The organism is Mycobacterium sp. DHQP2018-32-09, assembly GCF_058148405.1.
Genome location: NZ_JBYVYK010000002.1, coordinates 95,842 through 121,735, shown reverse-complemented (window position 1 = coordinate 121,735; position 25,894 = coordinate 95,842). Strand labels below are relative to the sequence as shown.

At 70.1% G+C, this 25,894-nt stretch carries 23 protein-coding genes; 20 read left to right on the top strand and 3 right to left on the bottom strand.

Annotated features, from left to right (window positions below; genetic code table 11):
- Positions 1–91: 91 nt before the first annotated feature.
- The 10 genes from AC30CM_RS02080 to proB all read left to right on the top strand — a co-directional run bounded on the left by AC30CM_RS02080 (position 92) and on the right by proB (position 13,080).
- Complete coding sequence (locus AC30CM_RS02080) at positions 92–1,348, top strand: saccharopine dehydrogenase family protein (RefSeq protein WP_490115163.1); 1,257 nt, start codon at positions 92–94, stop codon at positions 1,346–1,348.
- A 65-nt stretch (positions 1,349–1,413) separates the two neighbouring features.
- Complete coding sequence (locus AC30CM_RS02075; RefSeq protein WP_490115162.1) at positions 1,414–4,089, top strand: valine--tRNA ligase; 2,676 nt, start codon at positions 1,414–1,416, stop codon at positions 4,087–4,089.
- Position 4,090: 1 nt separating this feature from the next.
- Entirely contained in the window at positions 4,091–5,545 is a 1,455-nt protein-coding gene (folC, locus tag AC30CM_RS02070; RefSeq protein ID WP_490115161.1) for a bifunctional tetrahydrofolate synthase/dihydrofolate synthase, read from the top strand.
- A complete protein-coding gene (locus tag AC30CM_RS02065) occupies positions 5,542–5,961 on the top strand; it encodes a DUF4233 domain-containing protein (RefSeq protein ID WP_490115160.1) in 420 nt (139 codons plus the stop codon). The genes folC and AC30CM_RS02065 overlap by 4 nt, the downstream gene beginning before the upstream one ends.
- Before the next feature lie 17 nt (positions 5,962–5,978).
- Complete coding sequence (ndk, locus tag AC30CM_RS02060) at positions 5,979–6,389, top strand: nucleoside-diphosphate kinase (RefSeq protein ID WP_490115159.1); 411 nt, start codon at positions 5,979–5,981, stop codon at positions 6,387–6,389.
- A 295-nt stretch (positions 6,390–6,684) separates the two neighbouring features.
- Positions 6,685–9,633, top strand: a complete 2,949-nt coding sequence (gene rne, locus AC30CM_RS02055; RefSeq protein WP_490115158.1) for a ribonuclease E — start codon at positions 6,685–6,687, stop codon at positions 9,631–9,633.
- A gap of 201 nt (positions 9,634–9,834) precedes the next feature.
- A complete protein-coding gene (gene rplU / locus AC30CM_RS02050; protein WP_490115157.1) occupies positions 9,835–10,146 on the top strand; it encodes a 50S ribosomal protein L21 in 312 nt (103 codons plus the stop codon).
- 17 nt (positions 10,147–10,163) lie between these two features.
- The gene (gene rpmA, locus AC30CM_RS02045) at positions 10,164–10,430 is read left to right on the top strand and encodes a 50S ribosomal protein L27 (RefSeq protein WP_490115156.1); all 267 of its coding nucleotides are present in this window, start codon (positions 10,164–10,166) and stop codon (positions 10,428–10,430) included.
- An 89-nt stretch (positions 10,431–10,519) separates the two neighbouring features.
- Entirely contained in the window at positions 10,520–11,983 is a 1,464-nt protein-coding gene (gene obgE / locus AC30CM_RS02040) for a GTPase ObgE (RefSeq protein WP_490115155.1), read from the top strand.
- On the top strand, positions 11,980–13,080 hold the full coding sequence (proB, locus tag AC30CM_RS02035; RefSeq protein WP_490115154.1) for a glutamate 5-kinase: 1,101 nt from the start codon (positions 11,980–11,982) through the stop codon (positions 13,078–13,080). The genes obgE and proB overlap by 4 nt, the downstream gene beginning before the upstream one ends.
- 35 nt (positions 13,081–13,115) lie before the next feature.
- On the opposite strand, the gene AC30CM_RS02030 is transcribed toward proB, so the two are convergent.
- Complete coding sequence (locus AC30CM_RS02030; protein ID WP_490115153.1) at positions 13,116–13,739, bottom strand: TetR/AcrR family transcriptional regulator; 624 nt, start codon at positions 13,737–13,739, stop codon at positions 13,116–13,118.
- A 67-nt stretch (positions 13,740–13,806) separates the two neighbouring features.
- On the opposite strand from AC30CM_RS02030, the gene AC30CM_RS02025 reads away from it, so the two are divergent.
- Positions 13,807–15,069, top strand: coding sequence for a cytochrome P450 (locus AC30CM_RS02025; protein WP_490115152.1), 1,263 nt, complete (start codon positions 13,807–13,809; stop codon positions 15,067–15,069).
- A 6-nt stretch (positions 15,070–15,075) separates the two neighbouring features.
- Here AC30CM_RS02025 and AC30CM_RS02020 read toward each other — a convergent pair whose 3' ends face one another.
- On the bottom strand, positions 15,076–15,906 hold the full coding sequence (locus AC30CM_RS02020; protein ID WP_490115151.1) for an NAD-dependent protein deacetylase: 831 nt from the start codon (positions 15,904–15,906) through the stop codon (positions 15,076–15,078).
- Positions 15,907–15,963: 57 nt separating this feature from the next.
- Between AC30CM_RS02020 and AC30CM_RS02015 the strand changes: the two genes are divergently transcribed.
- A complete protein-coding gene (locus tag AC30CM_RS02015) occupies positions 15,964–18,006 on the top strand; it encodes an NAD(+) synthase (protein WP_490115150.1) in 2,043 nt (680 codons plus the stop codon).
- Between the two features lie 64 nt (positions 18,007–18,070).
- The gene (locus tag AC30CM_RS02010; protein ID WP_490115149.1) at positions 18,071–18,874 is read left to right on the top strand and encodes a GntR family transcriptional regulator; all 804 of its coding nucleotides are present in this window, start codon (positions 18,071–18,073) and stop codon (positions 18,872–18,874) included.
- 7 nt (positions 18,875–18,881) lie between these two features.
- Here AC30CM_RS02010 and AC30CM_RS02005 read toward each other — a convergent pair whose 3' ends face one another.
- On the bottom strand, positions 18,882–19,751 hold the full coding sequence (locus AC30CM_RS02005) for a PfkB family carbohydrate kinase (RefSeq protein ID WP_490115148.1): 870 nt from the start codon (positions 19,749–19,751) through the stop codon (positions 18,882–18,884).
- A gap of 56 nt (positions 19,752–19,807) precedes the next feature.
- Between AC30CM_RS02005 and AC30CM_RS02000 the strand changes: the two genes are divergently transcribed.
- The 7 genes from AC30CM_RS02000 to octT are packed head-to-tail and all read left to right on the top strand — an operon-like array spanning position 19,808 to position 25,894.
- Entirely contained in the window at positions 19,808–21,049 is a 1,242-nt protein-coding gene (locus AC30CM_RS02000; RefSeq protein ID WP_490115147.1) for a glutamate-5-semialdehyde dehydrogenase, read from the top strand.
- Between the two features lie 8 nt (positions 21,050–21,057).
- Positions 21,058–21,945, top strand: a complete 888-nt coding sequence (locus AC30CM_RS01995; protein ID WP_490115146.1) for an AAA family ATPase — start codon at positions 21,058–21,060, stop codon at positions 21,943–21,945.
- Positions 21,946–21,953: 8 nt separating this feature from the next.
- Complete coding sequence (locus AC30CM_RS01990) at positions 21,954–23,393, top strand: vWA domain-containing protein (protein ID WP_490115145.1); 1,440 nt, start codon at positions 21,954–21,956, stop codon at positions 23,391–23,393.
- A gap of 54 nt (positions 23,394–23,447) precedes the next feature.
- Positions 23,448–24,065: a nicotinate-nucleotide adenylyltransferase gene (gene nadD / locus AC30CM_RS01985; RefSeq protein ID WP_490115144.1), complete on the top strand. Its 618-nt coding sequence runs from the start codon at positions 23,448–23,450 to the stop codon at positions 24,063–24,065.
- A 2-nt stretch (positions 24,066–24,067) separates the two neighbouring features.
- Entirely contained in the window at positions 24,068–24,469 is a 402-nt protein-coding gene (gene rsfS, locus AC30CM_RS01980) for a ribosome silencing factor (RefSeq protein ID WP_490115143.1), read from the top strand.
- Positions 24,466–25,134 carry a glucosyl-3-phosphoglycerate phosphatase gene (gene gpgP / locus AC30CM_RS01975; RefSeq protein ID WP_490115142.1) on the top strand — a complete coding sequence of 223 codons (669 nt, stop codon included), beginning with the start codon at positions 24,466–24,468 and terminating at the stop codon, positions 25,132–25,134. The genes rsfS and gpgP overlap by 4 nt, the downstream gene beginning before the upstream one ends.
- Positions 25,124–25,894 (top strand): diglucosylglycerate octanoyltransferase, encoded by a 771-nt coding sequence (octT, locus tag AC30CM_RS01970; protein WP_490115141.1) that lies wholly within the window; start codon positions 25,124–25,126, stop codon positions 25,892–25,894. The genes gpgP and octT overlap by 11 nt, the downstream gene beginning before the upstream one ends.

The following is a 25,894-nucleotide window of genomic DNA, read 5'->3' as shown; positions in this document are numbered from 1 at the left end:
CACGACGGTAGCCCTGCCGTCGGGCGGACGAGGGCCGCGCCCGTTCCCGCCGTGATGTCGCACGACCTCGCCCAACCGGTAGGTTGGCGGCATGGTCGCAGAGCAGCGTGAATTCGACATCGTCCTGTACGGCGCCACCGGGTTCGTCGGGAAGCTCACCGCGGAGTACCTGGCCAGGGCCGCTGGGCAGGCCCGCATCGCCCTGGCTGGACGCTCCACCGTCAAGCTGCGCGCCGTGCGCGACGGGCTGCCAGAGGTGGCCAGGCAATGGCCCCTGCTGGAGGCCGACGCGGGCCAGCCCTCGCAACTCAACGACATGGCGGCCCGCACCCGCGTCGTCGTGACCACGGTGGGGCCCTACACCAAGTACGGCCTGCCCCTGGTGGCCGCGTGCGCCGCGGCGGGTACCGATTACGCGGACCTGACGGGCGAGACGATGTTCATCCGCGACAGCATCGACGGGCATCACGAGGAGGCGCAGGACACCGGGGCGCGGATCGTGCACTCGTGCGGGTTCGACTCCATCCCCTCGGATCTCACGGTGTACGCGCTGCACCGCCAGGCCGAGCGCGACGGCACTGGGCCCCTCGGCGACACCACGCTGGTGGTTCGACGGTTCGCCGGTGGCGTGTCCGGCGGCACGCTGGCCTCCATGCTGGAGGTGCTCGACACGTCCTCGAAGGATCCCGTGGCGCGCCGGGAGATGGCCGATCCCTACACGTTGAGCACCGATCGTGCCGCCGAGCCTGACCTGGGGCCCCAGTCGGATACACCGTGGCGCCGCGGCCGCGACATCGCTCCCGAACTCGACGGCATCTGGACCGGGGCGTTCGCGATGGGTGCCCCCAACTCGCGCATCGTGCGGCGCAGCAACGCGTTGCTGGACTGGTCGTACGGCCGCACGTTCCGCTACGCAGAGGTCATGAGCATGGGCAAGTCGGTGGCGGCCCCGGTGCTCTCGGCCGTCATGACTGCGGGAAGTGCCGCCGTCCTGGGCCTCGGGAGCCGGTACTTCGCCAAGCTGCCGCGCACGGTCGTCGATCGCGTCATGCCCGCCCCCGGCACCGGACCCAGTGAAAGCACGAGGGAGAAGGGGCATTACACCGTCGAGACGTACACGACGACGGCATCGGGCGCCCGCTACCGCGCCACCATGAGCCAGCAGGGCGATCCCGGCTACAAGGCCACGTCGGTGCTGCTCGGCGAGTGTGGGCTGGCGCTCGCGTTCGATCGGGACGCGCTGTCCGACCTCCGGGGCGTGCTCACCCCGGCTGCGGCGATGGGCGACGCGCTGCTGGCCCGGTTCCCGGCCGCCGGGGTCACGCTGGAGACCGTCCGCCTGTCTTGACGTGCCCGGGATGGCCGCGGCGACCGCTTGGAACGGGGTCTGCGGCGTCTTCCTAGAATGTGGTGGTGACTGCTACCTCCACACCCGCCGAGAACACCGGGGCGCTCGCCCTGCCGAAGTCGTGGGACCCCAGCGAGGTAGAAGGCGAGCTGTATCAGGGTTGGGTCGACGCGGGCTACTTCACCGCCGATCCCACCAGCGGCAAGCCCCCCTACTCCATCGTGCTGCCACCCCCCAACGTGACCGGCAGTCTGCACATGGGACACGCGCTCGATCACACGCTGATGGACGTCCTGACGCGTCGCAAGCGCATGCAGGGCTACGAGGTGCTGTGGCTGCCCGGCATGGACCACGCCGGAATCGCCACGCAGTCGGTGGTCGAGAAGCAGTTGGCGGCCGACGGCGCGTCCAAGGAGGACTTTGGCCGGGACGCGTTCGTCGAGAAGGTGTGGGATTGGAAGCGCGAGTCCGGCGGCACCATCGGTGGCCAGATGCGCCGCCTCGGCGACGGCGTCGACTGGAGCCGCGACCGTTTCACGATGGACGACGGCCTGTCCCGCGCCGTCCGCACCATCTTCAAGCGGCTCTACGATGCCGGGCTGATCTATCAGGCCGAGCGACTGGTCAACTGGTCGCCGGTGCTCGAGACCGCGATCTCCGACCTCGAGGTCAAGTACGACGACGTCGAAGGCGAGCTGGTCTCGTTCCGCTACGGGTCGATGGACGACGCCGAGCCGCACATCGTGGTGGCCACGACGCGGCTGGAGACCATGCTCGGTGACACCGCCATCGCGGTGCACCCCGACGACGAGCGGTACCGCGCCCTGGTCGGCACCACGCTGCCGCACCCCTTCCTGGACCGCGACGTCGTGATCGTCGCCGATGCGCACGTGGATCCCGAGTTCGGCACCGGCGCGGTCAAGGTGACGCCCGCGCACGATCCCAACGACTTCGAGATCGGCATGCGGCACGGCCTGCCCATGCCGTCGATGCTCGACACCAAGGGGCGCGTCGCCAACACCGGCACCCGCTTCGACGGCATGGACCGGTTCGACGCGAGGCTGGCGGTGCGCGAGGCGCTGGCCGCCGAGGGCCGCATCGTCGCGGAGAAGCGGCCGTACCTGCACAGTGTCGGGCACTCCGAGCGCAGCGGCGAGCCCATCGAGCCCATGCTCTCGCTGCAGTGGTGGGTGCGGGTGGAGACGCTCGCCAAGGCCGCCGGCGACGCGGTCCGCAACGGAGACATCGTCATCCACCCGAAGAGCCTGGAACCGCGCTGGTTCGCCTGGGTCGACGACATGCACGACTGGTGCATCTCGCGGCAGCTGTGGTGGGGTCACCGCATCCCCATCTGGCACGGTCCCGACGGCCAGAAGGTGTGCGTCGGACCCGACGAGACGCCACCCGAGGGCTGGGTGCAGGACCCCGACGTGCTCGACACGTGGTTCTCGTCGGCGCTGTGGCCGTTCTCCACCATGGGGTGGCCCGAACGCACGCCCGATCTCGAGAAGTTCTATCCCACTTCGGTTCTCGTCACCGGGTACGACATCATCTTCTTCTGGGTGGCCCGAATGGTGATGTTCGGCACCTTCGTCGCCGACGACGACGCGATCACCCTCGGTGGCGCCCGCGGTCCGCAGGTGCCGTTCGAGAACGTGTTCCTGCACGGCCTGATCCGCGACGAGTTCGGTCGCAAGATGAGCAAGTCCAAGGGCAACGGCATCGACCCACTCGACTGGGTCGAGCAGTTCGGCGCCGACGCGCTGCGGTTCACGCTGGCCAGGGGTGCCAGCCCCGGAGGCGACCTGTCCATCGGCGAGGACCACGCCCGCGCGGCGCGCAACTTCGCGACGAAGCTGTTCAACGCCACGCGCTTCGCACTGATGAACGGTGCGGCGCCGGCGCCCCTGCCCGACGTGGCCGCCCTCACCGACGCCGACCGTTGGATCCTCGGCAGGCTCGAGGAGGTGCGCGCCGAGGTCGATTCCTCGTTCGACGCCTATGAGTTCAATCGCGCGTGCGAGGCGCTCTACCACTTCGCCTGGGACGAGTTCTGCGACTGGTACCTGGAATTGGCCAAGGTGCAACTCGCCGAGCAGCCGGACGGGCCCACCAACGCCGTCCTGGCGACCGTGCTCGACGCACTGCTCAAGCTGCTGCACCCGGTCATGCCGTTCGTCACCGAGACGTTGTGGAAGAACCTCACCGGCGGCGAGTCGCTGGTGATCGCGCAGTGGCCGGCCGCCTCTGGGGTGACCCTGGATCCCGTTGCCGCCCAACGCGTCACCGACATGCAGAACTTGGTCACCGAGGTGCGCCGGTTCCGCAGCGATCAAGGGTTGAACGACCGACAGAAAGTGCCCGCACGGCTGGTAGGCGTCGCCGAAGCCGACATCGCCACGCAGATTCCGGCGGTCACCGCCCTGGCGTGGCTCACCGAACCCGCCGCGGAGTTCACGCCCTCGGCCTCGGTGGAGGTGCGGCTGTCCCGCGGCACCGTACTCGTCGAGATCGACACCATGGGAAGTATCGACGTCGCCGCCGAACGGCGTCGACTGGAAAAGGGGCTCGCCGCAGCACAGAAGGAACTCGCGCAGTCCACGGCCAAGCTGGAGAACGAGGCCTTCCTCGCCAAGGCGGCCGAGGCTGCCGTCGAGAAGGTCCGGGTGCGCAAACAGGTGGCCGCCGAAGAGGTGGAGCGCATCTCGAGCCGGCTCGCGGCACTCCCGTCCGACGGCTGACATGTCCGAACTCACACCGTCTCCGTCCACACCGTCTGAGCCCACGCCGTCCCAGCCCACGCCGGACGAGATCGCCGCGCTGCTCCAAGTCGAGCACCTGCTCGACCAGCGTTGGCCGGAAACGAAACTCGAGCCCAGCACCACCCGCATCAGCGCCCTCATGGAACTGCTGGGCTCACCGCAGCGCAGCTATCCGACCATTCACGTGGCGGGTACCAACGGCAAGACGTCGGTGACACGGCTGATCGAGGCGTTGTTGATCGCGTTGCACCGCCGCACCGGCCGCACCACGAGCCCACACCTGCAGTCGGCCGTCGAGCGCATCGCGATCGACGGCAAGCCCGTGAGCCCGGCCACCTACGTCGAGACCTACCGCGAGATCGAGCCTTTCGTCGAACTCGTCGACGCACAGTCCGAGGCCGCCGGCGGGCCCAAGATGAGCAAGTTCGAGGTGGTGACCGCCATGGCGTTCGCCGCGTTCGCCGACGCCCCCGTCGACGTGGCGGTGGTCGAGGTGGGCATGGGGGGCCGCTGGGACGCCACCAACGTCGTCGACGCCCCGGTTGCGGTCATCACCCCCATCGGCATGGACCATACCGACTATCTGGGTGACACCATCGCCGAAATCGCCTCGGAGAAGGCGGGAATCATCAAACGCGCCCCCGATGCGCTGGTTCCCGTCGACACCGTCGCCGTCATCGGCAAGCAGGCGCCGGAAGCCATGGAGGTGCTGTTGGCGCAAACGGTGCGCGCCGACGCCGCCGTCGCCCGCGAGGACTCCGAGTTCGCAGTGCTCGAGCGGACCGTCGCCATCGGCGGGCAGGTGCTCCGGCTGCAGGGTCTCGGCGGGGTGTACCCCGACGTCTTCCTGCCGCTACACGGCGAGCACCAGGCCCACAACGCCGCGGTGGCCCTGGCGGCCGTGGAGGCGTTCTTCGGAGCCGGTGCGTCCCGCCAACTCGACGTGGATGCCGTCCGCGCGGGGTTCGCGTCGGTGGTCAACCCGGGGCGGTTCGAACGGATGCGCAGTGCACCCACCGTCTTCATCGACGCGGCGCACAACCCGGCGGGCGCCGAGGCGCTGGCCGCGACGCTGGCCGCGGAGTTCGACTTCCGCCACCTCGTCGGCGTGGTGTCGGTGATGGCGGACAAGGACGTCGACGGCATCCTGGCCGCGCTGGAGCCGGCGTTCGACGTGCTGGTGGTGACGCACAACGGGTCGCCCCGTGCCCTCGAGGTCGAGGCGCTGGCGCTGCGGGCCGAGGAGCGGTTCGGCAGCGACCGGGTGGTCACCGCGGCGACGCTCGCGGACGCGATCGAGACCGCCACGGCGATCGCGGAGGCCGAGGGCGCCAACGACGACGAGGTGGGGTTCTCCGGCTCGGGCATCGTCATCACCGGCTCCGTCGTCACCGCGGGCGCCGCACGCACGCTCTTCGGACGGGATCCTCGATGAACGCCGCCATGAACTCCGCCAGGGACGACGAGCCGCCCCAGGCGCCGCCCGACCCGTGGAAGAGCTTCCGCGGCGTCATGGCGGGCACGCTCATCCTGGAGGCCATCGTGGTGCTGTTGGCGCTGCCGGTGGTGTCCTTCGCCTCCGGCGGGCTCACGGTGTGGTCCGGCGGCTACCTGGTCGGGTTGGCCGTCGTGTTCGTCCTGATGGCCGGCGTACAGGGCAGGCCCTGGGCGCTGAAGGCCAACCTCGCGTTGCAGCTCGTGGTGATCGCGGGCGCCGTCATCAACCTCGGCGTGGGGTTCATCGGCCTGATCTTCGGGGCGGTGTGGTTGCTGATCGCCTACCTGCGCGCCGAGGTCAAGCGCCGGCAGGAGCGGGGATTGCTGCCGGGGCAGCAAGACGTTCAGGACTGACCGGTACGCTGTCCGCCGTGACTGAACGGACCCTGGTATTGGTGAAGCCCGACGGCGTGAAGCGCCAGCTCGTCGGCGAGATCCTCGGCAGAATCGAGCGCAAGGGGCTGACCATCGCGGCCCTCGAACTCAAGAACGTCAGCCAGGAGCTGGCCAGCGCGCACTACGCCGAGCATGCGGACAAGCCCTTCTTCGGGTCGCTGCTGGAGTTCATCACCTCGGGCCCCGTCGTGGCCGCCGTCGTCGAGGGCCCGCGCGCCATCGCCGCCTTCCGTCAGATCGCCGGCGGCACCGATCCGGTGGAGAAGGCCGTCCCCGGAACCATCCGCGGTGACCTGGCCCTCGTCACGCAGGACAACCTGGTGCACGGCTCCGATTCGCCCGAGTCGGCGGCCCGCGAAATCGCCCTCTGGTTCCCCGAGGGTTAGCTGCCCGAGCCCCCCTCCGACGGCACCTCGTCGGATTTCCCCCGCGGGTATGGGATACTGGGCGCGGGTGACCGGATTCATACCAGAACCGGACGCCCGGATGAAGACTTAGACGTGCGCGACCACCAGACCGGTGCGGCGCCGACCGTCCAGCCATCATTCAGCCAGGCACCGAGGGCCTTCACCGGCCGGTCGGAGCGAGACCATACAAGCTCGGGGGTCCACCTCGAGCCCATAGCGGAAGCCCTCGCGTGGCCGCGTCGACACGACGCGCCCGGGGGCTCGAGGAGAATTCGTGGCCCAGGATGCGCCCTACGACAACACGTCAGAAGACCAGCCGGAAGGCATCCAGCTCGACCCTGATCAGTCTGCCCAGCAGCTGACGGGGGAGAGCCAGGAGGTCGGCGGCGCCGCCGCCGACACGGTCGACGAGGCGCCCGCCGCACCCGTGGCCGACGCCGAGGATGCGCCTACCGACGCGCCCGAGGATGCGATCGCCGTGGTCGAACCCGGTGACGACACCGAGTTCGACGCCGACGCGGTGGCCGGGTCCGACACCTCGGACGAGGCGGTCGTCGAGTTCGACACTGTCGTGGACGTACTCGAGGTGTCCGCCGAGTTCGTCAGGGCCGAGTTCGTCGAGGGCGACGAGCCGGAGTCGCGGCTCATGCTCGAGACCCCGGAACCGGCACCCGCGCCTGCCGCTGCCTACCTGCCGCTGTTCGTTGCGCCCCAACCCGTCACCTACCGGCCCGACGACGAGGACGACGAGGACGACGACACCGACGACGACACCGACGACACCGACGACGAGGATGCCTCGTCCGACGGTGACGACGACTCCTCTGACCGGCCGAGCAACCGGCGCCGCCGCCGTGGCCGCCGTGGCCGTGGCCGCGGTCGTGGGGAGCAGAGCGCCGACGAGGCCGGCGACGGAGACAGCGACGACGACACCGGCGAGACCGCCGAGGCCGACGACGACGCCGACGATGACGGCGGGGACGACGACTCCGCCGGTGGCGAGGGCGGCAGCCGCCGGCGCCGCCGCCGTCGTCGGCGCAAGTCCGGCACCAACGACTCCGACGACGTCGCCTCACCCGACGACCCGCCGAACACCGTCGTGCACGAGCGGGCGCCGCGGGAGCGCGCCGAGAAGCCGGACAAGTCCGACGAGATCCAGGGCATCAGCGGGTCGACACGGCTCGAGGCCAAGCGGCAGCGCCGCCGGGACGGTCGCGACGCGGGGCGCCGCAGGCCCCCGATCCTGTCCGAGGCGGAGTTCCTCGCACGCCGCGAGGCCGTCGAACGCGTCATGGTGGTGCGCGACAAGGTGCGCACCGAACCGCCGCACGAGGGTTCCCGCTACACCCAGATCGCCGTGCTGGAAGACGGCGTCGTCGTCGAGCACTTCGTGACGTCGGCGGCGTCGGCGTCGCTGGTGGGCAACATCTACCTGGGCATCGTGCAGAACGTGCTGCCGTCGATGGAGGCCGCGTTCGTCGACATCGGCCGCGGCCGCAACGGCGTCCTCTACGCCGGCGAGGTCAACTGGGAGGCCGCAGGCCTCGGCGGCGCACAACGCAAGATCGAACAGGCGCTCAAGCCTGGCGACTACGTCGTGGTCCAGGTCAGCAAGGATCCCGTCGGCCACAAGGGTGCCCGGCTGACCACCCAGGTCTCACTGGCCGGCCGCTACCTGGTGTACGTGCCGGGCGCGTCGTCCACCGGCATCAGCCGCAAGCTGCCCGACACCGAACGGCAGCGGCTCAAGGAGATCCTGCGCGAGGTGGTGCCCTCCGACGCGGGCGTCATCATCCGGACGGCCTCCGAGGGCGTCAAGGAAGACGACATCCGCACCGACGTCAACCGGCTGCAGGAGCGGTGGAACCAGATCGAGGCCAAGGCTGCCGAGATCACGGGCAAGAAGGCCGGCGCCGCCGTCGCCCTCTACGAAGAGCCCGACGTGCTGGTCAAGGTGATCCGCGACCTGTTCAACGAGGACTTCTCGCGCCTCATCGTCTCCGGTGACGACGCGTGGAAGACCATCGACGACTACGTCAACGCCGTTGCGCCCGAGCTGCTCCCGCGTATGACGAAGTACGAGACCACCACCGAGGGGGGCGGCTCTCGCCCCGACGTGTTCGCGGTGCACCGCATCGACGAGCAGCTCACCAAGGCGCTGGACCGCAAGGTGTGGTTGCCGTCGGGTGGCACGCTCGTCATCGATCGCACCGAGGCCATGACGGTCGTGGACGTCAACACCGGAAAGTTCACCGGTTCGGGGGGCAACCTCGAGCAGACGGTGACGCGCAACAACATCGAGGCCGCCGAGGAGATCGTGCGGCAACTGCGGTTGCGTGACATCGGCGGCATCGTGGTCATCGACTTCATCGACATGGTGCTCGAGTCGAATCGCGACCTGGTGCTGCGTCGCCTCACCGAGGCGCTGGCCCGCGACCGCACCCGTCACCAGGTGTCCGAGGTGACGTCGCTGGGGCTGGTGCAGCTGACGCGAAAGCGTCTGGGTACCGGGCTCATCGAGGCGTTCTCGACGACGTGTTCACACTGCGCCGGCCGCGGCATCGTCCTTCACGGCGACCCGGTGGACACCGCGTCGGCGATGGCCGGGCGCGCGAAGTCCGACAACAACAACAACGGCGGGGGCGGCGGCGGCCGTCGGGGCAAGCGGGGCAAGAAGAACGGCGCGGCCGCTCGCACCGAAGAGGTTGCGGTGGCCAAGGTGCCGTCGCACGGCCCCGGCGAGCACCCGATGTTCAAGGCGATGGCCGCAGCCAACGGTCGCCACGAGGACGAGGACGGGGACGACTCGGTCGAGCCGTCCGACGACGAGACCGTGACCGAGGACGACGAGACCACCGCGACAGCGGTGGCGGTCGACGCGGACGATCTGGACGACGGTGACTTCGAGGACGACACCGACGAGGACGACACCGACGAGGACGAGGACGACCTCGACGTCATCGACGACGACTCGGACGACGATGACGACTCGGATGACGACGACGATGACGACTCGGATGACGACGACGACTCGGACGACTCGGATGACGACGACGATTCCGACGACGATGACGACTCGGACGACGACGACTCGGACGACGACGACACCGACGACGACACCGACGACGACACCGACGAGCGACGATATGCAGCGGTCAGCACGCGGCCGCGGCGTCGCAGGGCGGCCGCTCGACCGGCCGGTCCGCCGGCGCAGGACGCCTGACTCGGCGCACGCGACCGGCGGTTTGACCCCTTACCCGCTGGTCACGTAACCTTGAGCAGTTGTCTGTCGGCCCCGGTGCGGAATTCGGGCCGATGACCGTGCTGGTGACAGGTTCACACCAGGGCCGGCACCCCAGACCCGCGCTCGCAGCCTTCGGGTGGCGCGCGCCCGGATAGCGACGTAGAGGAAGAAACGAGAACGATGGCGACTTACGCAATCGTCAAGACCGGTGGCAAGCAGTACAAGGTCGCCGTGGGAGACATCGTCAAGATCGAGAAGCTGGAACTCGAAGCCGGCGACTCGGTCTCGCTGCCCGTTGCGCTCGTCGTCGACGGTGCGAAGGTCACCACCGATGCGAAGGACCTGGAGAAGGTCGCGGTCACCGGCGAGGTGCTCGAGCACACCAAGGGTCCGAAGATCCGCATCCACAAGTTCAAGAACAAGACCGGCTACCACAAGCGGCAGGGCCACCGTCAGAAGCTGACGGTCGTCAAGGTCACCGGAATCAAGTAAGCACAGGAGGCGACGAAATGGCACACAAGAAGGGCGCTTCCAGCTCGCGCAACGGTCGTGACTCAGCTGCACAGCGACTCGGCGTCAAGCGGTTCGGCGGTCAGGTCGTCAAGGCCGGCGAGATCCTGGTCCGGCAGCGCGGCACTCACTTCCACCCGGGCGTGAACGTCGGCCGCGGTGGCGACGACACCCTGTTCGCGACCGCTCCCGGAGCCGTCGAGTTCGGTGTCAAGCGCGGTCGCAAGACCGTGAACATCGTGCGCGTGGCCCGACCGGAAGCCTGATCACCCGAGGACTTCCGCGAACGTGAAGCTGCTGCGAGTCCCTCGGGATCTCTCGTAGCAGCTTCACTGTTTGGGAAGGGACACCGGATATGCCTCGATTCGTCGACCGCGTGGTGATCCATGCGCGGGCCGGAAACGGCGGCAACGGCTGCGCGTCGGTGCATCGCGAGAAGTTCAAGCCGCTCGGCGGTCCCGACGGCGGCAACGGCGGTCGCGGCGGCAGCGTGGTGCTCGTCGTCGACCCGCAGGTGCACACCCTGCTCGACTTCCACTTCCATCCGCACGTCGTCGCACCGTCGGGTAAGCAGGGCGCCGGCAGCAACCGCGACGGGGCGGCCGGTGCCGATCTCGAGGTGCGTGTCCCCGACGGCACCATCGTCCTCGACGAGCAAGGTCGCATGCTGGCCGACCTCGTCGGTGCGGGCACCCGGTTCGCGGCGGCCGCGGGTGGCCGGGGCGGCCTGGGCAATGCGGCGTTGGCGTCGCGCGCCCGCAAGGCGCCTGGCTTCGCGCTGCTGGGGGAGAAGGGCGAGGCCCGTGACCTCACCCTCGAACTCAAGACCGTCGCCGACGTCGGCCTGATCGGCTTCCCGTCGGCCGGCAAGTCCTCCCTGGTGTCGGTGATCTCGGCGGCCAAGCCCAAGATCGCCGACTACCCGTTCACGACGCTGGCCCCCAACCTCGGCGTGGTGTCCGCCGGCGACCACACCTTCACCGTCGCCGACGTGCCCGGGCTCATTCCCGGCGCGTCCGAGGGCAAGGGCCTCGGCCTGGAGTTCCTGCGGCACCTGGAGCGTTGCGCGGTGCTGGTGCACGTCGTCGACTGCGCCACCATGGAGCCCGGCCGCGATCCCATCTCCGACATCGAGGCGCTGGAGGCGGAACTGGCCGCCTACACGCCCACGCTCCAGGGCGATTCGACGCTCGGCGATCTCGCGGAACGTCCCCGCGCCGTGGTGCTCAACAAGATCGACGTGCCGGATGCGCGCGAGATGGCGGAGTTCGTCCGCGACGAGGTGGCCCGCCGGTACGGGTGGCCCGTGTTCGAGGTGTCGACGGTGAGTCGGGACGGGCTGCGTCCGTTGACGTTTGCGCTCGCCGACATGGTCAACGCCTACCGCGCCGCGCAACCGGCGGTCGCGCCGCGTCGTCCGGTGATCCGCCCGATCCCGGTGGACGAGAGCGGCTTCACCGTGACTCCCGACGGCGAGGGTGGCTTCGTGGTGCGCGGCATCCGGCCCGAGCGTTGGGTGGCGCAGACCAACTTCGACAACGACGAGGCCGTCGGCTATCTGGGTGACCGGTTGGCCCGTCTCGGCGTCGAGGACCAGCTGCTGCAGTTGGGCGCCCGATCGGGCTGCGCGGTGACGATCGGCGACATGACCTTCGACTGGGAACCGCAGACCCCGGCGGGCGTGGACATGCAGATGTCCGGTCGTGGCACCGACGTGCGGCTCGAGCAGACCGATCGCGTGTCGGCCACCGACCGCAAGGCGGCCCGAGCGCAGCGTCGTCGGTCGGACGGTTCCGACGATGGAGACTCCGACGAATGAGCCTGCATCGCAGTGCTATTCGCAATGCGCGCAGCGTCGTCGTCAAGATCGGCACCACCGCTCTGACGACCCCCGCGGGAATGTTCGACGAGAGCCGGTTGGCCACGTTGGTGGATGCCATCGAGGCGCGGATGCGCGCCGGCTCCGACGTGGTCATCGTGTCGTCGGGCGCCATCGCAGCGGGTATCGAGCCGCTGCGGCTGACCAAGCGACCCACGGACCTGGCGACCAAGCAGGCGGCCGCCAGCGTGGGGCAGGTGGCGCTGGTCAACGCGTGGAGTACTGCGTTCGGGCGTTATGAGCGCACGGTGGGGCAGGTGCTGCTCACCGCGCACGACATCTCGATGCGCGTGCAACACAACAATGCGCAGCGCACGCTGGACCGGCTGCGTGCCCTGCACGCGGTCGCCATCGTCAACGAGAACGACACCGTGGCCACCAACGAGATCCGGTTCGGTGACAACGACCGGCTCTCGGCGTTGGTGGCTCAGCTGGTGGGCGCCGACGCGTTGATCCTGCTGTCGGACATCGACGGTCTCTACGACTCGGACCCGCGAAAGGGCAACGCGCGCTTCGTCCCCGAGGTGGCCGCTCCGGATGATCTGGACGGTGTGGTCGCCGGGGGCGGTAGTCGGCTGGGGACCGGCGGCATGGCGTCCAAGCTGTCGTCGGCCCTGCTGGCCGCCGACGCCGGCGTGCCCGTGCTGCTGGCGGCGGCCGCCGACGCCGCGACCGCGCTGTCGGACGCGTCGGTGGGGACGGTGTTCGCTCCGCGCGCCGAACGCATGTCGGCACGCCGGTTCTGGGTGCGCTACGCGGCGGAGGCCGCAGGCGTGCTGGTGCTCGACGACGGCGCGGTGCGGGCGGTGCTCGACAAGCGGCGGTCGCTGCTGCCCGCGGGCATCACCGCGGTGTCGGGCCGGTTCCACGGCGGCGACGTCGTCGAGTTGCGCAACGCGCAGGAGGTCACCGTGGCGCGCGGCGTCGTGGCCTACGAGGCCGCGGAATTGCAGACCATGATCGGTCGGTCCACGTCGGACCTGCCCGCCGAGATGCGGCGGCCCGCGGTGCACGCCGACGACCTCGTCGCCACGTAGCGATTCGTGCACGCGCATTCGCGCTCGAGCACGAATCACTCGTAGTAGAGCGCGGCCCAGACGATGCGGGTGAGCGTCGCGGCGAGTTCGGCGTCGTAGGTGTCCGGCCGGCCGGGCAGCGTCTTCTGGCACGTCTGCTCCACCATCCACGTGAGGGCGAGCGCCGTCGACTCCGTGGCGACGCCGGCGGGGATCACGCCGTCGTGTTTGCCGGACTCGATGACCTGGCCCAGCCGGCCGGCGATCTGCCCGATGAGGTCGCTGTAGGTGGCGGAGACCAGGGGGTCGTAGCCGGACATCTCCGACAGCGCCACCAGGAGCGGCTGATGGTGCCGGTAGGCGGCGACGACGGCGGCCATCGCGGCGTGGGCGTCCTCGGGTCGTCGGCGGTCGGCGACCTGCCACCAGCGTTGGGCGCCGTCGGCGAGATCGGCGAACACCTGGCTGGCGAGGCGGCGCAGCAGGTCGCCCTTGTCCTCGAAGTACACGTAGAAGCTGGCACGCGAGATCCCGGCCTCCGTGGCCAGGCGGTCGACGCTGAGTTCGGTGAAGCTGGCGCCGCCGCTCATCAGGCGCTCGGTGGCGTCGAGCAGTTGGCGTTCGATGCGCTCCCGGCGCTCTTGCCGGGAGGACTGCGACCTGCGCGTCACGGACGGCATCGGCCCAGCATATCGACCCCCCGGGCGGCTTGACTAGACACAGTGTCTAGGCATATCGTCTGGCGTTATGACCGTGACGCCGCTCACAACCGATCGCGCCTATGACCCCGTCGACCTCTCGTCTCGAGCGTTCTGGTCCACCACCGCCACCGAGCGCGAGCGGTCGTTCGCGACGCTGCGCGCCGAACGGCCCGTCAGCTGGCACCGGCCGGTCGAGGACGCCCTGATGCACGACCCCGCCGACCCCGGCTTCTGGGCCGTCACGCGGCACGCCGACATCGTGGCCGTCAGCCGCGACAGCGAGACGTTCCTGTCCGGCAAGGGCGTGCTGTTCGACAACGTTCCGGAGGAACTGCTGGAGGCCTCACAGTCCTTCCTGGCGATGGATGCCCCGCGCCACACCATGATTCGCAAGGTGGTGCACGCGGCGTTCACACCCCGTCAGGTCCGCCGGATCGAGGACTCGATCAAGGCCAACGCCCGCGACATCGTCGCCGAGTTGAAGGCGGCAGGCGACGGCGCCGACTTCGTCGACCTCTGCGCCAAGGAACTGCCGATTCGCACGCTGGCCGACATGGTCGGCATACCGGAATCCGAACGCGAGCAGGTCGCGCACGCCGCCGATGCGCTGGTGTCGTGGGGCGACCCGGTCTACCTGGCGGGCCGCAACCCGCTCGAGGTGCTGGTCACCCAACAGATGTACCTGCATCAGGTGGCCGGGCAGCTGGCGGCCGATCGGCGCGCCAACCCGGGCGACGACCTGATCAGCGCGCTGGTGCACGCCGAGGTCGACGGCGACCGCCTGACCGACCCCGAGGTGGCGGCGTTCTTCGTGCTGCTGGCCGTCGCGGGCAACGACACCACGCGCCAGACCACCAGCCACGGACTGAAGGCCCTCACCGACTTCGACGAGCAGCGCGCCTGGCTGACCGCAGACTTCGACGAGCGCATCGGCAGTGCGGTCGAGGAACTCGTCCGCTGGGCGTCGCCGGTGATGACGTTCCGGCGCACCGCCGCACGCGACTGCGAGCTGGGTGGGCAGGCCATCGCCGAGGGGGAGAAGGTCGTGATGTTCTACCCGTCCGGCAACTTCGACTCCGAGGTCTTCGACGCGCCCGAGCGGCTCGACCTGGGCCGCAAGCCCAATCCCCACGTGGGCTTCGGCGGTGGGGGACGCCACTTCTGCCTCGGGGCGCACGTCGCGCGCGCCCAGCTGCGCGCGATCTTCGGCGAGCTGCTCCGGCAGACGCCCACGATCACCGCGGGCACCCCGGAGTACCTGCAGGGCAACTTCGTGCACGCCATCCGCGCCATGCCCGTGACGTTCTAGGGCGGCTCAGCGCGCCGAGAGGGCCAATTCGTCGGCGACCAGCGCCAGTAGCTCCGAACAGCCGCCGTCGATCTTCACCGTCGCCAGGTCGTCACCGCGCGTGGCGCCACGGTTGATGATCGCGACGGGCTTGCCCGTCGCCGCCGCGCGCCGCACGAACCGCAAGCCCGAGAACACCGTCAGCGACGAGCCCGCGACCAACAGTGCGTCGGCATCGTCGACCATTGAAAAAGCCGCGTCGACACGGGCTTTCGGCACGCTCTCGCCGAAGTACACGATGTCGGGTTTGAGCATGCCGCCGCACCGCGGGCAGTCGGCGTACCGGAACGTCGACGTGTCCTCGAGCGTCGCGTCGGCGTCCGGCGCCACCGCGATGCCGCCGAGGCGTTCGGCTCGCTCGATGAAGCCCGGGTTGAGCGCCTCGAGCTGCTCGGCCAGCGCCGTCCGGGACATGACGAGCCCGCAGTCCAGGCAGACCACCTGGGCATAGGTGCCGTGGAGGTTCACCACGCGAACGCTGCCGGCCTTGGTGTGCAGCAGGTCCACGTTCTGCGTGATGATTCCGGTGACCACCCCCGCCCGCTCCAACGCCGCCAGCGCGCGGTGTCCGGCATTGGGCAGCGTGTCGGCCATGTGTCGCCAGCCCACGTGGTTGCGGGCCCAGTACCGCCGGCGGAACTCGGCGTCCGAGGTGAACTGCCGGATGGTCATCGGGTTGCTGGGCGGTGAGTCCGGCCCCCGGTAGTCGGGAATGCCGGAGTCGGTCGACATGCCTGCACCGGTGAGGACGGCGACCCGCCGCTGCGTCAGGAGTCGGATCAGTTCGGGTGCGTCCACCCCATTCAGGGTAGGCGCGTGCGATTGAACCGCCCACCACCGGCAACAATGACACCCATGAGCTTCTACAGCGCGTATCGGCACGGCTTCGTCCGCGTTGCCGCGTGTACGCACCACACCGCGCTCGCCGACCCAGCGGCCAACGCGGAGTCGGTGCTCTCGCTGGCCCGGGAGTGCCACGACGACGGCGTGGCACTGGCCGTCTTCCCGGAGCTGACGCTGTCGGGATACTCGATCGACGACCTCGTGATGCAGGAGGCGCTGCTCGACGCCGTCGAGCGCGCGCTGGCCGACGTCGTCGCCGCGTCGGCCGAGTTGCTGCCGGTCCTGGTGGTGGGCGCGCCCCTGCGTCACCGGCACCGCATCTACAACACGGCGGTGGTCGTGCACCGCGGCCGCGTCCTCGGCGTGGTGCCCAAGTCCTACCTGCCCACCTACCGGGAGTTCTACGAGCGCCGGCAGATCGCGCCCGGTGACGACGTGCGCGCCACCATCCGCCTCGGCGGCGCCGACGTCCCGTTCGGAGCCGACCTGCTGTTCGCCGCGACCGACCTCCCGAGCTTCGTGCTACACGTCGAGATCTGCGAGGACATGTGGGTTCCGGTTCCGCCCAGCGCGGAGGCTGCGCTCGCGGGGGCGACCGTGCTGACGAACCTGTCCGGCAGCCCCATCACGATCGGCCGGGCCGACGATCGCAAACTGCTCGCCAGGTCGGCATCGTCGCGGTGCCTGGCCGCCTACGTCTACGCCGCGGCGGGCGAGGGGGAGTCGACGACGGACCTGGCCTGGGACGGCCAGACCATGATCTACGAGAACGGGACGCTGCTGGCCGAATCCGAGCGGTTCCCGAAGGGTGAGCGGCGCTCGGTCGCCGACGTCGACACCGAACTGCTGCGCGCCGAACGGATCCGCATGGGCACGTTCGACGACAACCGGCGCCACCACGGCGCCCGGGTGGACGACCATCGGCGCGTCGAGTTCACCGTGGATCCGCCCTCGGGCGACATCGGGTTGCGACGCACGGTGGAGCGATACCCGTTCGTGCCCGCGGATCCGGCTCGGCTGCAACAGGATTGCTACGAGGCCTACAACATCCAGGTATCCGGACTGGAGCAGCGGCTGCGCGCGCTGCGGTATCCCAAGGTGGTCATCGGGGTCTCGGGCGGGCTGGACTCGACGCACGCGCTGATCGTCGCCGCCCGCGCCATGGACCGCGAGGGCAGGCCGCGCAGTGACATCTTGGCCTACACCCTGCCGGGTTTCGCGACCGGTGACCGCACCAAGGGCAACGCCGTCGCGTTGAGTCGCGCCCTCGGGGTCACGTTCGCCGAGATCGACATCCGGGACACGGCGTCGCTGATGCTCAGCGAGATGGGACATCCGTTCTCGCGCGGCGAGGAGGTCTACGACGTCACGTTCGAGAACGTCCAGGCAGGCCTTCGCACCGACTACCTCTTCCGCCTCGCCAATCAGCAGGGCGGGATCGTCCTGGGCACCGGTGACCTGTCCGAACTGGCCCTCGGCTGGTCGACCTACGGCGTCGGCGACCAGATGTCGCATTACAACGTCAACGGCGGCGTTCCCAAGACGCTCATCCAGCACCTGATCCGATGGGTCATCTCGTCGGAGCAGTTCGACGCCGAGACCAACGAGATCCTGCAGTCCGTGCTCGACACCGAGATCACGCCGGAGTTGGTGCCCACCGGGGAGGACGAGGAGATCCAGAGCAGCGAGGCCAAGGTGGGTCCGTATGCGCTGCAGGACTTCTCGTTGTTCCAGGTGCTGCGCTACGGGTTCCGGCCCGCCAAGGTCGCGTTCCTGGCGTGGCACGCGTGGCGGGACTGCGAGCAGGGGCAGTGGCCACCCGGGGTCCCGGTGGACGAGCGCCCCACGTACTCGCTCGGCGAGATCCGTCACTGGTTGACGGTGTTCGTGCAGCGGTTCTACTCGTTCAGCCAGTTCAAACGGTCCGCGCTGCCCAACGGGCCGAAGGTGTCTGCCGGTGGCGCGCTGTCACCGCGTGGCGACTGGCGCGCTCCCTCGGACGTGTCGGCCCGCACGTGGCTCGACGAGATCGAGCGCGACGTGCCGTCGTCGTGACGCCGGTCGACGGGTTGGTCATGATCGGCTCCGCGTCCGCGCAGATCGTGCGAGTATCGACCAAATGCCAGAAGCCAATGACGGCGCAACGCTGGTCAACACGGGGGCCGGGGTACCGCTTCATCGTCAGCTCTACCTCGTGCTGCACGACGAGATCGCCCGCGGTGCCCTAGCCGTCGGCGCGGCACTGCCCACCGAGCAGGCGCTGTGCGAGCAGTTCGGGGTCTCGCGCATCACCGTCCGTCGAGCGCTCGCCGACCTCGCCGAGGCCGGGCTGGTGGAGCGGCGGCACGGGGTGGGATCGTTCGTCACCAAACCGGCCGAGCGGCATCACGATCCCCGCGGGTCCTACCTGGACGGCCTGCGGCAGATTCAGTTCGAGACGTCGGTCGACGTGCTCGAGGTCGACGTGCGACCGGTTCCCGCGGTGATCGCCGCGCGCCTGGGCGGCCTGGAGCGGGCGCTCTACGTGCTGCGAGTGCGGCGCTCGCGTGGCACCGGAGAAGCGTTCATGATCAGCGAGGCGTGGTTGCCGGCATCGTTGGAGCGCGCGCTGAGTGCGCCCGCGCTGGCCGGTGCTCCGCTCTACGAGTTGCTCCACGGTGCCGGTGTCGTGGTCGAGGGCATCGACCACGAGTTGACCGCCGAGGTCGCCGGACCGCGGGTGGCCGCGTTGCTCGCAATGGCGATCGGATCGGCGGTCATCCGGGTGAACTCGGTGATCAATGCGGGCGGTGCACCCCACCACTTCCTGTCGATTGCGCTGTCGCCCAGCAGAAGCCGGGTGATGCTCAGTCAGACCGCGGCGGAGTTCGAAGCGGGGACGGGGCTGGCGATCGCGCACGACGTGCAACGACCGGTGCCGTGACCGGGTGCTACCCGGCGCCGCCGAGCACGTCGTCGACGGCCTCGGCGGTCGGGGCGCAGTCGCCGGCTCCGGGCACCAACGTGGCCAACGCACCCGCCGCGCAGGCGCGCCGCAACGCGACGGCGGCCCCGCGGTGCCATTCGGCGGCCAGCACGCCGGCGAACACGTCACCGGCGCCGGTGGTGTCGACGGCCTCGACGGCGGGTGCCGACACCATCTGCCGATCACCTGCGGCCCGGTACTCGACGCCGTCGGCACCGCGCGTGATCACCAGATGCGCTGTGTTCCAACGCCAGTGCTCGGCCTCCTCACGGTTGACCACGACGACGTCGGCGACTGCGGCCAGGCGCTCGAGGTCCGCGGCGGCGGCCACCGGGGAGGCGTTCACGATCACCAGGGCGCCGTGTTCGCGCCCCAGCCGCGCCGCGGCCAGCACGGTGTCGAGCGGGATCTCCAGCTGCAGCAGCACGACGTCGGCCGCCGCGATCACGTCCCGCACGGCCCTCGACGCCAGATGCAGGTGTGCGTTCGCCCCGGGCGCGACCACGATCGTGTTCTCGGCGCCGTCGTCCACGACGATGACCGCGGTACCGCTCGGGCCTGCGATCGTCACCAGCGCGTCGACCCCGACACCGTTGTCCGACAGATGCGCACGCAGGACGGCGGCGGCGTCGTCGTCACCGACGGCGGCCACCACGTCGACGACGGCGCCGGCACGCGCCGCGGCGACGGCCTGGTTGCCGCCCTTGCCGCCGGGGGCCCTGGCGACGTCCGACGCGAGCACGGTCTCACCCGGTCGGGGCAGTGCCGCCACCCGCATCGACTGATCGAGGTTGACGCTGCCCACGACGCACACGCGGGCCCCGGATGCCATCATCGGCCCACCGTAACCCCGAAGCGGCCAGATCCGGACTCCCTCGATACCCTGGCCAGATGACGGTGCAGACTCCCACCGACCTGCGTCAGCAGGTGCACGACGCGGCGCGGCGCGCCCGGGTCGCGGCGCGCTCGCTGAGCACGCTCGACACGGCCGTCAAGGACCGCGCGCTCCATGCGGCGGCCGACGCCGTGCTGGCCGCCGTGCACGACGTCCTCGCCGCCAACGCGGCCGACCTGGACGCTGCCCGCGCGGCGGGGACGCCGACCGCCATGCTGGACCGCCTGGCACTGAACCCGCAGCGCATCGACGGCATCGCCGCAGGCCTGCGCCAGGTGGCCGGTCTGCCGGACCCGGTGGGCGAGGTGCTGCGCGGACGGACGCTGCCCAACGGTCTGCGCATCCGCCAGCAGCGCGTCCCGCTGGGCGTGGTGGGCATGGTGTACGAGGGCAGGCCGAACGTCACCGTCGACGCGTTCGGGCTCACGCTCAAGTCGGGCAATGCCGCGCTGCTGCGGGGGAGTTCGTCGGCGCGGCGCTCCAACGAGGCGCTCGTCACGGCCCTGCGCGCGGCGCTGGTCGCCGAGGGCCTTCCCGCCGACGCGGTACAGCTGCTGCCCAGCGAGGACCGTGCCAGCGTCACGCATCTCATCCAGGCCCGTGGCCTGGTGGACGTGGTGATCCCGCGCGGTGGCGCCGGCCTCATCGACGCCGTCGTGCGGGACGCGCTGGTACCCACCATCGAGACCGGTGTCGGGAACTGCCACGTCTACGTGCACGCGGCGGCCGATCTGGACGTCGCCGAGCGCATCCTGCTGAACTCCAAGACCCGGCGGCCCAGCGTCTGCAACGCCGCGGAGACGCTGCTCGTCGATGCCGCGATCGCCGACGTCGCATTGCCGCGGCTCCTGGGCGCGCTCGAGGGCGCGGGCGTCACCGTGCACGCCGACCCGAGCGACGACGAGTTGCGGGCCGAATTCCTGTCGATGGACATCGCCGTCGCCGTCGTGGACGGCGTCGACGGCGCCATCGCCCACGTGAACGAATACGGCACCGGGCACACCGAGGCCATCGTCACCACCGACCTCGCGGCCGCCGAACGCTTCACCGGCGAGGTGGACTCCGCGGCGGTGATGGTCAACGCCGCCACGTCGTTCACCGACGGCGAGCAGTTCGGCTTCGGCGCGGAGATCGGCATCTCGACCCAGAAGCTGCACGCCCGCGGGCCCATGGGCCTGCCCGAACTGACCTCGACCAAGTGGATCGTCTGGGGCGACGGCCAGACTCGCCCCGCGTAGGAGTTGACGTGACCCTTCCCGCCCGACCCGCCCCGTTGTTCGCCGACATCGACGACGTCGGGCGCAAGCTCGCCGAGACCGGCTATCTGGCCGACACGGCCACCGCCACCGCGGTCTTCCTCGCCGACCGGCTGGGCAAGCCGCTGCTGGTCGAGGGACCCGCCGGCGTCGGCAAGACGGAGTTGGCCCGCGCCGTCGCGCAGGCGACGGGCTCCGGCCTGGTGCGGTTGCAGTGCTACGAGGGCGTCGACGAGGCGCGCGCGCTCTACGAGTGGAACCACGCCAAGCAGATCCTGCGCATCCAGACCAATACGGCTTCGGGGCAAGGGGACTGGGATCAGACGAAGATGGACGTGTTCAGCGAGGAGTTCCTGCTGACGCGGCCGCTGCTGACGGCCATCAAGCGCACCGATCCGACGGTGCTGCTCATCGACGAAACCGACAAGGCCGACATCGAGATCGAGGGTCTGCTGCTGGAGGTGCTGTCGGACTTCGCCGTCACGGTGCCAGAACTCGGCACGATCGTCGCTGAACGGCCGCCGTTCGTCGTGCTGACCTCGAACGCCACCCGCGAGTTGTCCGAGGCGCTCAAGCGGCGATGCCTGTTCCTGCACATCGACTTTCCCGATCCCGACCTCGAGCGCAAGATCCTGCTCTCCCGGGTGCCCGAACTGCCCGAGCGCGTGGCCGACGAACTGGTGCGCATCATCGGCGTGCTGCGCGGCATGCAGCTCAAGAAGCTGCCGTCGGTGGCCGAGACCATCGACTGGGGCCGCACCGTCCTGGCCCTCGGCATGGACACCATCGACGACGCGATGATCGCCGCCACGCTCGGAGTGGTGCTCAAACATCAGTCCGACCAGCAACGTGCCTCGAGCGAACTCCGGCTGAACTGAGGCCCGGCATGGTCCCGCGTCGCACGCGTCCCCCGCAACCGCTTGCCCCCCACGGCATTCCGGGACACCTGGTGGAGTTCGTCGAGGCGCTGCGCGGCGTGGGCATCGCCGTCGGCCCCTCCGAGACCGTCGACGCCGGCCGGGTGCTGGCGACCTTGGGCCTCGGTGACCGCGACGTGCTGCGCGAGGGTCTGGCATGTGCGGTGCTGCGGCGGGCCGACCATCGCGGCACCTACGACGCGATGTTCGACCTGTGGTGGCCCGCCGCGCTCGGCGCCCGGGCCGCGGTCGCCGACACCGAGCCCGAGAACGCCGAGAATTCGCCGCCAGTGGATGCCGAGGGCATGCGGGGCGCGCTGGCCGATCTGCTGACCCAGCATCCCGAGCTGGGGGAGACCGACGACCGGTTGGCGGCGATGATCGCCCAGATCGTCGAGTCCTTCGGCAGGTACAGCTCCAGCCGCGGTCCGTCGTACTCGTCGTATCAGGCGCTCAAGGCCATGGCCCTCGATCAGCTGGAGGGGCGGCTGCTGGCGGGGCTGCTGGCAGGGTACGGCGACGAGCCGACGCCCACGCAGGAGGAGATCGCCAAGGCCATGGCAGCTCGCCGGGTCGCCCAGCTGCGCCGGATGGTCGAGGCCGAGACCAAGCGCCGCACGGCCGAGCAGCTCGGCAGGCAGCACGTGCAGACCTACGGCATCCCGCAGCTGGCGGAGAACGTCGAGTTCTTGCGGGCCTCGGGCGAGCAGCTACGGCAGATGCGGCGCGTCGTCGCGCCGCTGGCCCGCACGCTGGCGACGCGGCTCGCGGCGCGGCGGCGCCGGGCGCGCGCCGGTGAGATCGACCTGCGCAAGACGCTGCGCAGGTCGATGTCCACCGGCGGGGTGCCGATCGACGTGGTCCTGAAGAAGCCGCATCCCGCGCGTCCGGAACTGGTGGTGCTGTGCGACGTCTCCGGGTCGGTGGCGGGCTTCAGCCACTTCACGCTGATGCTCGTCAGCGCCCTGCGCAACCAGTTCTCGCGCGTGCGCGTGTTCGCGTTCATCGACACCACCGACGAGGTCACCGAGCTGTTCGGGCCGGAATCCGATCTCGCGGTGGCGGTGCAGCGCATCACCCGCGAGGCCGCGGTGTACACCCGCGACGGCCACTCCGACTACGGCCACGCGTTCTCCTCGTTCCTCGACGGCTGGCCGGGAGCGCTGTCGCCGCGGTCGTCGCTGCTGGTGCTGGGCGACGGCAGGAACAACTACCGCAATCCGCAGGTCGAGCTGCTGTCCCGCATGGTCGACGCGGCCCGGCACGCGCACTGGCTCAACCCGGAACCCAAGCACCTGTGGGGCAGTGGCGATTCCGCCGTGCCGCGCTACGCCGACGTCATCGCCATGCACGAGTGCCGGTCGGCCAAGCAACTCGCCGCGGTGATCGACGGACTGCTTCCGGTGTAGTACCCGGTCGCGGGCCCCGAGGGCGCGTCGGATGCTGCCGTAAGCTGCCTATCCGTGACTCGACGCAGGCTCGGCGTGATGGGCGGCACGTTCGACCCCATCCACCACGGGCACCTCGTCGCCGCCAGCGAGGTGGCGGACCTGTTCCGACTCGACGAGGTGATCTTCGTACCCACCGGGCAGCCGTGGCAGAAGCGCGATCGCAGCGTCACGCCCGCCGAGGACCGGTACCTGATGACGGTGATCGCGACGGCCGCCAATCCGCGGTTCTCGGTGAGCCGCGTCGACATCGACCGCGGCGGCCCCACCTACACCAAGGACACGCTGCGCGACCTGGCGTCGATGAACCCCGACACCGAGCTGTACTTCATCACCGGCGCCGACGCCCTGGCCTCGATCTTGAGCTGGCAGAACTGGGAGGACATGTTCTCGATGGCCCGGTTCGTCGGCGTCAGCAGGCCGGGTTACGAGCTGGACGGCGAACACATCGTCGCCGCCATGAAGGAGTTGCCCCCCGACGCCCTCCAATTGGTGGAGGTACCCGCCTTGGCCATATCGTCGAGCGAGTGCCGTGCGCGCGCCAAGGCCGACCGGCCGATCTGGTACCTGGTGCCCGACGGCGTCGTGCAATACGTGTCCAAGCGCGGGCTGTACCGCGCAGGAAAGGGATAGCCATGACCGCCTCCGCCGAGGCCATCGAGATGGCGACGGTGGCCGCCCGGGCGGCCGCAGCCAAGCTCGCCGAGGACATCGTCGTCATCGACGTCTCCGGGCAACTCGTCATCACCGACTGCTTCGTGATCGCCTCGGCGTCCAACGACCGCCAGGTGAACGCGATCGTCGACGAGGTGGAGGAGAAGATGCGCCTCGCGGGGCACAAGCCCGCCCGCCGCGAGGGCACCCGAGAGGGCCGTTGGGTGCTGTTGGACTACGTCGACATCGTCGTGCACGTCCAGCACACCGAGGAGCGCAACTTCTATGCCCTCGACCGGCTCTGGAAGGACTGCCCGCACGTACCGGTCGACCTCGACGTCCCGGCCGAGGATCAGGACGACGAGGCGGGTCGGCCCGAATGAGGGTGCGCCGGCTGGTGCTGCTGCGGCACGGGCAGACCGACTGGAACGCGGGCAGCCGGATGCAGGGTCAGCTGGACACCGACCTGACCGACCTGGGCCGCGAACAGGCCGTCGCGGCCGCCGAGGTGCTGGCCAAGCGGCAACCGCTGCTCATCGTGTCCTCCGACCTGCGTCGGGCGTTCGACACGGCGACGGCCCTCGGGCAGCGCGCCGGGCTGCCGGTGACCGCGGACACGCGGTTGCGCGAAACCCACCTGGGTGACTGGCAGGGGTTGACGCACCTCGAGGTGGACGACGTCGCCCCCGGCGCCCGGGTGGCCTGGCGCGACGACGCACGATGGGCTCCCCATGGTGGCGAGAGCCGGGTCGACGTGGCCGAGCGCAGTCTGCCCCTGGTCCAGGAAATCGTTGCGGGACAATCGGACTGGGGTGTGGACAGCCCGGACCGGCCCGTGGTGCTGGTGGCTCACGGCGGGTTGATCGCCGCGCTCACCGCCGCCGTGCTCGGGCTGCCCGTCGACAGTTGGCCGGTGCTCGGCGGCATGGGCAACGCCAGCTGGGTGCAGCTGTCCGGACATTCCGAGCCCGACGCCGCCTTCGCCGACATCCGCTGGCGGCTCGACGTGTGGAACGCCTCGGCGCAGGTCGCCAACGATGTCCTCTGAGGGCGGCGACCAGCACCCCGTCGGGGACCTCACCGCCGAGCGGCGCACGCTGCTGGTGTTCTGCGACTCGCTGTCCTACTACGGCCCCACCGGCGGCCTGCCCGCCGACGATCCCCGCATCTGGCCCAATCTGGTGGTCCGGCAGCTGGATTGGGACGTCGAGGTGGTGGGCCGGATCGGCTGGACCTGTCGCGACGTGTGGTGGGCGGCCATCCAGGATCCCCGAGCCTGGGCGGCGCTGCCGCGCGCCGGCGCGGTGGTCGTCGCGACGAGCGGCATGGACTCGCTGCCCTCACCACTACCCACCGCGCTGCGCGAACTGATCCGCTACGTGCGTCCGCCACTGCTGCGCCGCTGGGTGCGCGACGGCTACGGATGGGTGCAGCCACGGCTGTCGCCCGTCGCCCGACCCGCCCTGCCGGCGCACCTGTCGGTCGACTACCTCGAGCAGACCCGTGCCGCCATCGACTTCAACCGGCCAGGCATCCCCTTCGTGGCGTGCGTGCCGTCGGTACACGTCGCCGACACCTACGGTCGCTCCCACCGCTGGCGAGACGCGACCGAAACGGCGATCCGCGCGTGGGGTGCCCAGCGCGACGTCCCCATCGTCGACCTCAAGGCCGCCGTGGCCGACGAGGTGACGAGCGGTCGCGGCAACCCCGACGGCATCCACTGGAACTTCGAGGCACACCGCAACGTCGCCGATCTGATGCTGGCGGCGCTCGCCGCGGCGGGCGTGACCGTCCCGAGCGGTCGCTGA

Bases quoted from the DNA above. Each gene is read 5' to 3' on its own strand.
- AC30CM_RS02080 (WP_490115163.1), top strand. From the start codon at position 92: ATGGTCGCAGAGCAGCGTGAATTCGACATCGTCCTGTACGGCGCCACC.
- folC (WP_490115161.1), top strand. From the start codon at position 4,091: ATGTCCGAACTCACACCGTCTCCGTCCACACCGTCTGAGCCCACGCCG.
- AC30CM_RS02065 (WP_490115160.1), top strand. From the start codon at position 5,542: ATGAACGCCGCCATGAACTCCGCCAGGGACGACGAGCCGCCCCAGGCG.
- rplU (WP_490115157.1), top strand. From the start codon at position 9,835: ATGGCGACTTACGCAATCGTCAAGACCGGTGGCAAGCAGTACAAGGTC.
- rpmA (WP_490115156.1), top strand. From the start codon at position 10,164: ATGGCACACAAGAAGGGCGCTTCCAGCTCGCGCAACGGTCGTGACTCA.
- obgE (WP_490115155.1), top strand. From the start codon at position 10,520: ATGCCTCGATTCGTCGACCGCGTGGTGATCCATGCGCGGGCCGGAAAC.
- proB (WP_490115154.1), top strand. From the start codon at position 11,980: ATGAGCCTGCATCGCAGTGCTATTCGCAATGCGCGCAGCGTCGTCGTC.
- AC30CM_RS02030 (WP_490115153.1), bottom strand. From the start codon at position 13,739: ATGCCGTCCGTGACGCGCAGGTCGCAGTCCTCCCGGCAAGAGCGCCGG.
- AC30CM_RS02025 (WP_490115152.1), top strand. From the start codon at position 13,807: ATGACCGTGACGCCGCTCACAACCGATCGCGCCTATGACCCCGTCGAC.
- AC30CM_RS02015 (WP_490115150.1), top strand. From the start codon at position 15,964: ATGAGCTTCTACAGCGCGTATCGGCACGGCTTCGTCCGCGTTGCCGCG.
- AC30CM_RS02010 (WP_490115149.1), top strand. From the start codon at position 18,071: ATGCCAGAAGCCAATGACGGCGCAACGCTGGTCAACACGGGGGCCGGG.
- AC30CM_RS02005 (WP_490115148.1), bottom strand. From the start codon at position 19,751: ATGATGGCATCCGGGGCCCGCGTGTGCGTCGTGGGCAGCGTCAACCTC.
- AC30CM_RS02000 (WP_490115147.1), top strand. From the start codon at position 19,808: ATGACGGTGCAGACTCCCACCGACCTGCGTCAGCAGGTGCACGACGCG.
- AC30CM_RS01990 (WP_490115145.1), top strand. From the start codon at position 21,954: ATGGTCCCGCGTCGCACGCGTCCCCCGCAACCGCTTGCCCCCCACGGC.
- rsfS (WP_490115143.1), top strand. From the start codon at position 24,068: ATGACCGCCTCCGCCGAGGCCATCGAGATGGCGACGGTGGCCGCCCGG.
- gpgP (WP_490115142.1), top strand. From the start codon at position 24,466: ATGAGGGTGCGCCGGCTGGTGCTGCTGCGGCACGGGCAGACCGACTGG.
- octT (WP_490115141.1), top strand. From the start codon at position 25,124: ATGTCCTCTGAGGGCGGCGACCAGCACCCCGTCGGGGACCTCACCGCC.